Annotated in this window: 11 protein-coding genes; 7 read left to right on the top strand and 4 right to left on the bottom strand. The window is 34.0% G+C overall.

The window, feature by feature from the left end:
* Positions 1–82: 82 nt before the first annotated feature.
* The 3 genes from ACJAZK_RS05865 to xrtF form a co-directional block, all read right to left on the bottom strand.
* Positions 83–496 carry an HYC_CC_PP family protein gene (locus tag ACJAZK_RS05865; RefSeq protein ID WP_415223069.1) on the bottom strand — a complete coding sequence of 138 codons (414 nt, stop codon included), beginning with the start codon at positions 494–496 and terminating at the stop codon, positions 83–85.
* A gap of 62 nt (positions 497–558) precedes the next feature.
* Entirely contained in the window at positions 559–987 is a 429-nt protein-coding gene (locus ACJAZK_RS05860) for an exosortase F system-associated membrane protein (RefSeq protein ID WP_415223068.1), read from the bottom strand.
* Entirely contained in the window at positions 980–1,531 is a 552-nt protein-coding gene (gene xrtF, locus ACJAZK_RS05855; RefSeq protein WP_415223067.1) for an exosortase family protein XrtF, read from the bottom strand. Before xrtF ends, ACJAZK_RS05860 begins: the two co-directional genes overlap by 8 nt.
* A gap of 88 nt (positions 1,532–1,619) precedes the next feature.
* Here xrtF and ACJAZK_RS05850 point away from each other — a divergent pair, with 88 nt between their 5' ends.
* Entirely contained in the window at positions 1,620–2,075 is a 456-nt protein-coding gene (locus ACJAZK_RS05850) for a GAF domain-containing protein (RefSeq protein ID WP_415223082.1), read from the top strand.
* A 111-nt stretch (positions 2,076–2,186) separates the two neighbouring features.
* On the opposite strand, the gene ACJAZK_RS05845 is transcribed toward ACJAZK_RS05850, so the two are convergent.
* Entirely contained in the window at positions 2,187–3,434 is a 1,248-nt protein-coding gene (locus tag ACJAZK_RS05845) for an ABC transporter permease (RefSeq protein ID WP_415223066.1), read from the bottom strand.
* Positions 3,435–3,622: 188 nt separating this feature from the next.
* Between ACJAZK_RS05845 and purH the strand changes: the two genes are divergently transcribed.
* From purH to rodA, 6 genes are all read left to right on the top strand, one after another.
* Positions 3,623–5,155, top strand: coding sequence for a bifunctional phosphoribosylaminoimidazolecarboxamide formyltransferase/IMP cyclohydrolase (gene purH, locus ACJAZK_RS05840; protein ID WP_415223065.1), 1,533 nt, complete (start codon positions 3,623–3,625; stop codon positions 5,153–5,155).
* A 217-nt stretch (positions 5,156–5,372) separates the two neighbouring features.
* Positions 5,373–6,401 (top strand): rod shape-determining protein, encoded by a 1,029-nt coding sequence (locus ACJAZK_RS05835; protein WP_028872640.1) that lies wholly within the window; start codon positions 5,373–5,375, stop codon positions 6,399–6,401.
* A gap of 21 nt (positions 6,402–6,422) precedes the next feature.
* Entirely contained in the window at positions 6,423–7,253 is an 831-nt protein-coding gene (gene mreC / locus ACJAZK_RS05830) for a rod shape-determining protein MreC (protein ID WP_415223064.1), read from the top strand.
* The gene (locus ACJAZK_RS05825) at positions 7,246–7,752 is read left to right on the top strand and encodes a rod shape-determining protein MreD (protein ID WP_415223063.1); all 507 of its coding nucleotides are present in this window, start codon (positions 7,246–7,248) and stop codon (positions 7,750–7,752) included. The genes mreC and ACJAZK_RS05825 overlap by 8 nt, the downstream gene beginning before the upstream one ends.
* Complete coding sequence (mrdA, locus tag ACJAZK_RS05820; RefSeq protein ID WP_415223062.1) at positions 7,749–9,701, top strand: penicillin-binding protein 2; 1,953 nt, start codon at positions 7,749–7,751, stop codon at positions 9,699–9,701. The genes ACJAZK_RS05825 and mrdA overlap by 4 nt, the downstream gene beginning before the upstream one ends.
* A 2-nt stretch (positions 9,702–9,703) precedes the next feature.
* Positions 9,704–10,987: a rod shape-determining protein RodA gene (gene rodA, locus ACJAZK_RS05815; protein ID WP_415223061.1), complete on the top strand. Its 1,284-nt coding sequence runs from the start codon at positions 9,704–9,706 to the stop codon at positions 10,985–10,987.
* The last annotated feature ends 211 nt before the right edge of the window (positions 10,988–11,198 follow it).

The following is an 11,198-nucleotide window of genomic DNA, read 5'->3' as shown; positions in this document are numbered from 1 at the left end:
TATTCCAAATAGGAAAGCACCGAATACACGAAATCATCCTAATGACATAAATCACTGGATAACACAGTCTATTGTTTAAAAATCAAATTAAATAGGTCTCGTCAAGCTTGAAGATTTGCCTTATGACGAGTGGTGGTTTATACTCTTCAAATGAAGATGCGTTATTATTTACACCTTCAAAAAGGTTAATAGAAGTATAAACAAACGAAGATATAAATAAGTGCTGTTCAACAAAAATAGTATCAACTTGGAGTTGTAATTCGTCTTGACCATCCACAACTACTTGCCTGTCGTTACAGCAATTCTTTTTGGTCATAGTACAACCTTCCGCCGAAGGCGTTTGCATTTCCATTCCACAGCCTTTTGCTTTATGGAACAGAGCAGTTTCTACCAAAGTATCACCACAATAATGCATATTAACTGTGAATGACATCGTAGAGAATAACACTACAAAAGACATAAACAGCGACATTATTTTATGTGATAGTTGCTTCATAATAATAACAAAGTTAAAACAAAAGATATTAGCATTACTATAATTACCGTTTGATTAACAGTTTAACTCTTGAACTTATAGTAATAAAACGCAGGAATAAGAAGTATTAAGCATATAGGCTGAATGAGAAATCGCCTAAAATTAAAAAACAAATAATAGTCTTCTTGCCTTGGATGAATAACGAAATACAAAAAAAACCCAATCAGTATCATATATGAGATTACATATATGAATAGCGAGAACTTCACAATAGATTTATCTTGAAAAAACAGATAAATAATACCCAAAGATATAACCGTATTTAAAACAAATCGTAATGTTGTAAAGACTGTTAGTTTGAAAATTTCTCGACGAGGATAATCCATATGCAAATAATCACTCTTAAAAAATAAGAGATAAGGATCATAAAATAAATCTTGTTCAAACGCTCTAATTAAAATGAGTAATCCAAATAAAAAGAAAAGCAATAAATAAGTTATCAGACTACGCATATAATTTTCTGTTTTTTGAAAATCGATTGACCCAAAACATCCAGAGAACAAAAACCATCCCGTAGATTATCATTGGAAATATAACCGTATGCAAAATATCTTTTCGCCAAGGATAATTATATAATCCTATAGATAAAATAGCAATTCGTATGAGGTTTACAATATAAATTAGCGTACTTCCAGTTAAAATATAAACAAACGTCGCTTTAAACTTACCAGCAAATGCAATTATAAATGAGACAAATAAAATAATAACACTAATAGAATTACAACCCTCTACTACTCTGGCTACAAATTTTGAATTCACCAATAATTTCATAGATGGCTCATCTGGATGTGCAACTACCTTAGCTTCATAGCCTAATGTATTTATGAGAGACTCACTCTGTTTCGCTACAAGATTAGTAAAATAGTCTGGGTAAAATCTTGAACCATTTGAGAAATCAAGATACAGTTTATACCCTATTGTAAGGACCACATAAACCATAAGAAAGGTCAATATGAATTTTAAGACAGATTTATACTTAAGGAGAAGTGCTTTCAAAAATTATAGATTACTTTCAGTTAAAATTATACAAAATGAATCTAGAAATTGCACTTTTTAAATACTTTTACCAAAATTTATGAAACCTATGATTTTTGAATCCCTAAAGCCTAAAGTTGAAACGATAGTAGCCGATACTTCTAAAACAGTGGAGGAACGCTTATTATCAATATGTCAACTACTTGAAAACAAGATAGACTGCTACAATTGGGTCGGTTTCTATTTTAAAAATGGAGATAAAAACGAACTAAAATTAGGACCTTATGTTGGTGAACCTACAGATCATACGATTATTCCGTTTGGAAAAGGTATTTGCGGACAAGTGGCAGTATCTAATAAAAATTTCGTCGTACCAGATGTTGCTGCTCAGGATAATTATATCGCCTGCAGTATTACGGTAAAAGCAGAAATTGTGATTCCTGTTTTTGTGAATGGAGAAAATATGGGGCAAATTGACATTGACTCAAATACTCCAGACCCTTTTTCTGTTGAAGATGAGCGCTTTTTGGAGTTCGTTTGTGAGCAAGTTTCGAAAATCATCTAAAACATTCTCTCTCGAAGGCTAAAAGGCACAAAATTTACTAGGCTGAATACAGGTGGTCTTTCTTAGGTTTAAGTAAGCTCTGAAAACTAGATATTGAAACGGTTAATTAATCTACATCCCAGTCCTAATAGCCTCGACAGGATCTAATTTAGAGGCAGAAATTGCTGGTATTATTCCAGAAATTAAGCCGATAAACGTTGAAAGCCCAAAACCAAGAAAAATATTGAAGAACGACAAAACAAATTCAAAGTCTAATGCAGCATTAGCACCTAAAGACACCAGCCAAACCAAAATTATCCCAATGACACCTCCAAGAACAGATAAAATTACAGCCTCAAACAAAAACTGAAACAAAATAAATTTATTCTTAGCACCTAAGGATTTTTGAATTCCGATGAGGCTAGTTCGCTCACGGACACTAACAAACATAATATTAGCAATTCCAAATCCTCCAACTAATAATGAAAACCCACTTATTAGCCAACCTACACCATTTAAAGTCGAAATAATTCCATCAACAAAGTCAGTTAAACCAGACAACTTGTTTATAAAGAAATTATCTGGCTCTCCAGCTTTAAGTCCTCTATAAACCCTATATTTTTGTTTTAAAAGGGCTTCAAAAGCACCAATGTCGGCACTTTTTTCAGGTTTTATAATAACTGCTCCAGGCAAACCACTTGCACCTCCATTTTGGAAACGTCTAACAAAATTTGCTGGAACAAAAGCTTTTTCATCAGGAGAATCACCTAAACCACTACCCGTTTTTTTTAGTACACCAATAACTGTTAATTTCCTACCGTAGGCTCTAACCGTTTTTCCAACTGGATTTACATTTCCGAAGAGATTATCAGCAGTACTGCTTCCAACAACCATAACATTTGATCCAGAAATAGATTCAGATTCATTATAAAAACGTCCAACAGCTAATTTTAAATTTTCAATATCATAAATACCGTTAGACACAGGCGTTATATTGACTCCAGATACCGTATTACCCTCAAATTTAATGTTTTCATTTCCGCCAAAAATCACATATGCAATTGCGTCAATATTTGGCACGTTGCGCTGTATAAACTCAAAATCATCATAATCTGTCTGTGGGAAATTGTCTCGTTGCCAACGAGGCACTTCTGTTGGCCCAAAAGAAAACTTAGTTAAGTACATTGTATTCTTATCCAAACCACTTAATTGATCCTTAATGCTTTTATCTAAAGAATCAACCGCTGCTAAAACCGCAATGATGGAAAAAATACCAATTGTAATTCCCAAAAGCGACAAGAATGTACGCAGTTTATTATTACGTAATGCATTAGTTGCAAACGAAAAACTTTCTTTAAATAACCTTAAATAAACAAGCATGTGATTGGTTTGAATTCCCAGTTTGAATCTGGAAATATAAAGATAGGACGTTTTCAACAATTTATTGTTACAAAAAACTGAAACAAACTGTATTTTCAATTTAAATAAAGGTTTGATATTATGTATTTTTACGCTTTAATTTTCACAACGACGACGTATAATCACAACACAAGGACAACAACTTTAAAATGAGCAACAAAAAAACAATTAAATCTGCATTAATTTCGGTTTTTAGTAAAGACGGATTAGCACCCATTGTTAAACAACTAGATGAACAAAATGTAACCATTTACTCCACAGGAGGAACAGAAAAATTCATCAAAGATTTAGGTATTAAAGTCGTTCCTGTTGAGGACGTGACGTCTTATCCTTCTATTCTAGGCGGACGCGTAAAAACATTACATCCAAAAGTTTTTGGTGGCATTTTAAATCGTCAAAACCATGAAGGCGATGTCGCAGAAATGATTGATTTTGATATTCCGCAGATAGACGTGGTCATCGTAGATTTATATCCTTTTGAAAAAACAGTAGCCTCTGGAGCGGCAAATCAAGATATTATTGAAAAAATTGATATTGGGGGTATTTCGCTTATTCGCGCTGCAGCAAAAAATTATGCAGATGTGATTTGCGTATCGTCAGTAGAGGATTATTCAGAATTTTTAGAACTTCTAAAATCAAAAAACGGTGAGACTTCCGAAGATGATAGAAGACGATTTGCTGCGAAAGCCTTTAATGTATCGTCGCATTATGATTCTGCGATTTTTAATTATTTCAATGTAGATCATAGCATCCCTTCACTTAAAATTAGCGAAACTAACGGTCAAGTATTGCGTTATGGAGAAAACCCTCATCAACGTGGTTTTTTCTTCGGAAATTTCGATGATTTATTCACGAAGCTCCACGGAAAAGAATTAAGCTACAACAACCTCTTAGACGTGGATGCAGCTGTAAACTTAATGAATGAATTCAAGAACGAAGCTCCAACTTTCGCAATCTTAAAACATAATAATGCCTGCGGATTTGCACAGCGCAACAACATTCACCAAGCTTATGTAGATGCACTAGCTGGAGATCCAGTTTCTGCTTTTGGAGGTGTTTTAATCGCTAATACCGAAATTGATAAAGCCACTGCCGAAGAAATCCATAAATTATTCTGTGAAGTGGTCATAGCTCCTTCGTTTTCAGAAGAAGCATTAGACATTTTAAAAGGTAAAAAGAATCGTATTCTCTTAATATTACATGATGTTGAATTCCCACAAACTACCGTAAGGACATGCCTTAATGGAGTTCTAGTTCAAGATAGAAATAGTAAGACAGATAGTATTGCAGATTTAACCCATGCAACGAACACTAAACCAACTCAAAGCGAGCTAGATGATTTAATATTTGCTTCAAAAATTTGTAAGCATACAAAATCTAACACGATTGTTTTAGTAAAAGACAAACAACTGTTTGCCAGCGGAACAGGACAAACTAGTCGTGTAGACGCACTTAACCAAGCCATCCATAAAGCACAATCTTTCAACTTCGATTTAAAAGGTTCAGTGATGGCTAGTGATGCATTTTTCCCCTTTCCAGATTGTGTAGAGATTGCAGACAATGCAGGAATTACAGCTGTAATACAACCTGGAGGATCAATTAAAGACCAGTTAACAATTGATTATTGTAACACACACGATGTAGCAATGGTGACAACTGGAACTCGTCATTTTAAGCATTAAACTGATCCTCTAAAAAAAGAGATTTTAGAAATTAATTTTTTACTCACTTTTAAACATCTAAAACCGAAAAGTAAACGTTTAACCATAAAAAGTTAAACACTTAATTTTCATATGAATTGAAATAGAAATAAACCGTAAATATTTCGTAAGTTTTATTACTTTTACAACACGCCAAAAACTGAACACAATAACACCCTCATAATACTTATAATAACATATGGGATTTTTTGATTTCTTAACCGAAGAAATAGCCATAGATTTAGGAACTGCAAACACGCTTATCATTCACAACGATAAGGTTGTTGTTGACAGCCCGTCTATAGTAGCAAGAGATAGAATTTCTGGAAAAATAATTGCAGTTGGAAAAGAAGCCAACTTAATGCAAGGTAAAACACACGAAAACATCAAGACGATTAGACCTTTGAAAGATGGTGTTATCGCAGATTTTGATGCCTCTGAGCAAATGATAAGCATGTTTATCAAGAATATTCCTGCTTTAAAAAAGAAACTATTTACACCTGCATTACGTATGGTCGTTTGTATTCCTTCTGGTATTACCGAAGTTGAAATGCGAGCGGTAAAAGAATCATGTGAACGTGTCAATGGTAAAGAAGTCTACCTAATTCATGAACCAATGGCAGCAGCAATTGGTATTGGCATTGATATCATGCAACCAAAAGGAAACATGATTGTTGATATAGGAGGTGGTACGACAGAAATCGCAGTTATTGCACTTGGCGGAATCGTTTGTGACAAATCTGTAAAAGTAGCAGGTGATGTATTTACTAACGATATTATTTACTACATGCGTACGCAACACAACTTGTATGTTGGTGATCGTACTGCGGAAAAGATAAAAATCCAAATTGGTGCAGCTACAGAAGATTTAGATATGCCACCAGAAGAAATGAGTGTTCAAGGTCGTGATTTATTAACTGGAAAACCTAAACAAGTTCAGATTTCTTATCGTGAAATTGCGAAAGCACTGGACAAATCGATCTTAAGAATTGAAGATTCTGTAATGGAAACTTTATCACAAACACCTCCAGAATTAGCAGCAGATATTTACAACACAGGAATATATCTTGCAGGAGGAGGATCTATGTTACGAGGTTTAGATAAACGTTTATCTCAAAAAACAGACTTACCTGTTTATATCGCAGAAGACCCCTTGAGAGCGGTTGTTCGTGGCACAGGAATTGCACTAAAAAATCTAGCTAAATTTAAAAGTGTATTGATAAAATAAGAATAACAATACCAACTTAGCATGCAACAAATTTTAAACTTTGTCATTAGAAACAAAACCTTCCTTTTGTTTTTTTTGCTGTTTGTCATCTCTTTGGGATTAACCATACAATCACATTCTTATCATAAAAGTAAATTTATAAATTCTGCTAATTTTTTAACTGGTGGCATTTATGAAAGCGCAAGTAGTGTTTCAGATTATTTTGATTTGAATGATCAGAATGAAATTCTTGTTCTAGAAAATAATAGATTGCGTTCTCAAATTTTTAATAGTAGTGATTCCATATTAACAACAACGGCATATATTGATAGTGTTTCTTTTAATGGCCGATATAGAGTTCAATCGGCAAAAATCATCAACAATAATTATTCGTCATCCAAAAATTATTTGACAATAAATAAGGGCGAGAAAGATGCTATTAAAGAAGATTTTGGTGTTATCACGTCAAAAGGAATTGTTGGCATTATTGATAATACATCTAATGGTTATGCGAGAGTGTTATCTATATTAAACATGAAAAGCAGAATTAATGCGCAATTAAAGGCATCTAATCATATAGGCTCTTTAAAATGGGATGGTAAATCTTCTGCAACAACAGTTCAATTAGCAGATATATCAAAATTCGCACCTGTTAAAAAGGGTGATTCTATTATGACTGGTGGACAATCCACGATATTTCCCAAAGGGATTCCAATTGGCACCATTGAGTCCTATACTTTAGATAGTAGTGGAGACACGTACACCATCCAAGTGAAACTATTTAATGATATGACAAACATTTCGCATGTCTACGTCATTGAAAATTTAGATTCTGAAGAAATTAAGCTTTTAGAAAATCCAATTGATGAATAGCGTTAACATAAATAGCATCATTAGATTTGTGGTATTAATACTAGCGCAAGTACTTGTATTCAATAATATTAACTTTTTGGGTAATATTAATCCATATCCATATCTCTTATTTATTTTATTATTTCCAATTAATAATAACCGCACGCTCTTTATATTTTTAAGTTTTATGTTGGGACTGTTTGTAGATTTATTTTCAGATTCTGGAGGAATTCACGCCGCAGCTTGCGTCACTATAGCATTTATAAGACCACCTGTTTTAAAATTTGCCTTTGGAATGATTTATGAACACCAAACCATCAAATTCAATAACACCGAATTTAGCAACAGAATCGTATATTTTTCCATATTGGTTGTCATCCATCATCTTATTATGTTTTTACTAGAAATCTTTAACATTTCCAACATCATTTTTGTTTTACAAAAGACCTTGTTTTCTAGTATTTTCACTATTTTAATCTGTGCACTAATTTCTATACTTTTCAGTAACAAACAGCGATGAGAAAAATTCTACTTTTATTAACCGTTATTATCGTAGGACTCTTATTTATTTCTCGTTTGTTTTATCTACAGGTCTATAAACAAGAAGCGTATAGTTTGTATGAAGATACGGCCATTAGAAAAGTCTTTGACTATCCAAAACGAGGTTACGTCTATGATAGAAACGGAAAACTATTAGTGGCCAATCAACCCTCATACGATGTGATGATTATCCCTAGAGAGGTTGAGTCTTTAGACACTTTAGAGTTTTGTCAACTCTTAAAGATTACTAAAGAAGATTTCTTAAAAAAATTTAACAGAGCTAAAAACTACTCACCAAGATTACCGTCACCTTTTGTGCCGCAATTATCAAAAAAAGATTATGCAGTACTTCAAGAAAAAATGCGAAAGTTTGATGGGTTCTATATTCAGAAAAGATCATTACGTGATTATCAAACCTCCATTGGCGCAAATGTTTTAGGGGATTTAGGAGAAGTTAATCAACGTACTATAGAAAAACAACCTTACTATGGCTTAGGAGATCTCATTGGTAAACAGGGGATAGAACTCTCTTATGAAGATGTTCTTAAAGGTGTAAAAGGTATTAAATTCATTCAAAAAGATAGATTTAACAAAAATATTGGCCCTTACAAAGAAGGACAATTTGATACCTTACCTCGACCAGGAAAAGACATTAAAATTACAATTGATGCAGAGCTTCAAAAATACGGTGAGCTTTTAATGACCAATAAACGGGGTGGTATTGTTGCAATTGACCCCTCAAATGGAGAAATTCTAGCCTTAGTTTCTGGACCTAGCTACAATCCAAATTTATTAGTGGGACGAAGTCGTTCTAAGAATTTCACAGAATTGTATCGTGATAGTATTGCCAAACCTTTATTTGATAGAGGGCTTCAAGCACAATACCCTCCAGGGTCTCCTTTTAAGGTTATCAATGCACTCATTGCACTTCAAGAAGGTGTCATGACGCCTACCGAAAACGTATCTTGCAGAATGGGGTACTATTATGGAAGCAGAAAACTTACTGGCTGTCACCACCACAGGAGCCCTGTAGACATGAATTCAGGAATAGCACTATCCTGCAACGCCTATTTTGTCACTGCCTATCGTAAAATAATCGATAACCATCCAGATACTGGAAAAGGCATGAATATTTGGGCTGCTCATGCTAAAAGTTTCGGACTAGGAGATTATTTAGGATATGATTTACCTGTTGGTCAAAAAGGCAGGATTCCAGATGGTGATTATTACGACAGAGCGTATGGTGCCAATCGTTGGGGTTCAACATATGTCGTTTCTAACGCCATTGGCCAAGGAGAAGTTGAAGCAACTCCAATACAGCTTGCTAATATGGTTGCCGCCATTGGAAATCGTGGTTATTATTACACCCCTCATATCATAAAAGAAATTGAAGGTGATACCATTCCAAGTAAATTCACAACTCGAAGACAGACAACCATAGATAAGCAACATTTTGAACCAGTAGTTCAAGGTATGTTGGATGTTTATAACCTAGGAACTGCCGCCTCACTTCGTGTTCCTGGAATTGATATCTGCGGAAAAACTGGAACAGCAGAAAACTTTATTAATATTGATAGTGTAAAAACGCAATTAACAGACCATTCCATTTTTGTGGCTTTTGCTCCAAAAGATAACCCGAAAATTGCCATCGCAGTTTTTGTAGAAAACGGATATTGGGGAAGCCGGTTTGCCGGACGAATGGCCAGTTTAATGATTGAGAAATATATCAATGGTACTATTACCAGAACAGATATGGAAAATTGGATTTTAACACATAGTCTAGAAAATGAATATGCAAAACCATATTCTGGAAAACCTTTTAGAATTAATGGAGAAACGACACTTCAAGTTATTGATAAAATACAACCACCAAAAGATGATGATATTAACAATTCTATAAATATCATTACGAATAGATCTAAATTATAAACATGCATAGTAGAGAGCATCAAAGAAAATTTGGGTTTGACTGGATAATTATTGTATTATTCCTACTGCTTGTAGTGTTTGGCTGGCTTAACATTATGTCAGCTTCTCACGAAGGTGAGATAGGAAGCTATTTTGACATGAGTCAATTGTATGGCAAGCATGCCGTATTTGTTGGTCTTACGTTTGTTCTTATCATTTTAATTTTATCGGTTGAAGCCAAATTTTATGAGCGGTTTGCCAGTGTCATTTATATTGTCGCCATGTTGGCGCTTGTTGGTTTATTTATCTTCGGAAAAGATGTTAATGGAGCGCGCTCTTGGTACGGAATTGGAAGTATGACCATACAACCAAGTGAGTTTGCCAAGTTTGCTACCGCTTTAGCTGTTGCAAAATACATGAGCGATCTTCAAACTAATATGTCCACTATTCTAGATCAATTAAAGGCGGTTGCCCTAATTATTCTGCCAGCAGTTTTAATACTATTACAAAATGATGCAGGAAGCACTATTGTGTATGCATCATTCTTCTTTGTGTTCTATCGCGAGGGACTTCAGCAAATATATCTAGCGATTGCAATATCTGCCATCTTATTAGCAATTCTAGCGTTAAAGTTTGGGATCTTAATTACTGGTGTCATAGCAACTATAGGGGTTTTTAGTAGTTACTTTTTCCGAAGAAAAAAACGCGCATCACTACTCCAATCTGTAGTTATATTATTGGTTTGCATTTCATTTTCTGCAGGCGTTCGTTTATTCTATGAACATGCTTTAAAACCTCATCAACAAAATAGAATTAGCCTTTGGTTACGTTTAGAGAAAGATCCAGCCAAATTAGAGAGAATGAAAAAAGAAGAAGCCTATAACCTCATCCAATCTGAGCAAGCTATTAGTTCTGGTGGATGGGCAGGAAAAGGATTTCTTCAAGGCACAAGAACTACAGGTAAATTTGTACCAGAGCAACATACCGATTATATTTTTAGCACAGTTGGAGAAGAATGGGGATTTTTAGGAAGCACTTTTGTTGTCATCCTATTTATGGCTTTAATCATTAGAGTGCTCTATCTTGCAGAATCCCAAAAATCCGTATTCAGTCGTGTTTATGGCTATGGAGTCGCTTCCATTCTATTTATTCACTTTACAATTAATACTGGTATGGTGATGGGATTAATTCCTACAGTTGGAATACCGCTACCCTTTTTTAGTTATGGTGGCTCTGGGCTTTGGGGCTTCACTATTTTACTATTTATATTCGTGAAGTTAGATAGTAATAAAATTAATGAGTGGTAATAAAAAAACTGCCCATATGACAGAGGCAGTTTATATTAAATTCAACTAAACGCTAAAATTATAAACGTTTTACTTATTCTCAATTAAATTAAAAAGACACGAAGTAATATAAAAATTAGTCTCACATTACTTAGTGTCTTGAAGGCTATTAGTATTTAAAAATTAAAACTCTTTAAAAATTAATTTTAAAACTAATGCTGCTATTGAAAGA

The organism is Psychroserpens sp. (assembly GCF_047633235.1).
GTDB lineage: Bacteria > Bacteroidota > Bacteroidia > Flavobacteriales > Flavobacteriaceae > Psychroserpens.
This window is presented reverse-complemented; position numbering and strand designations above follow the sequence as displayed.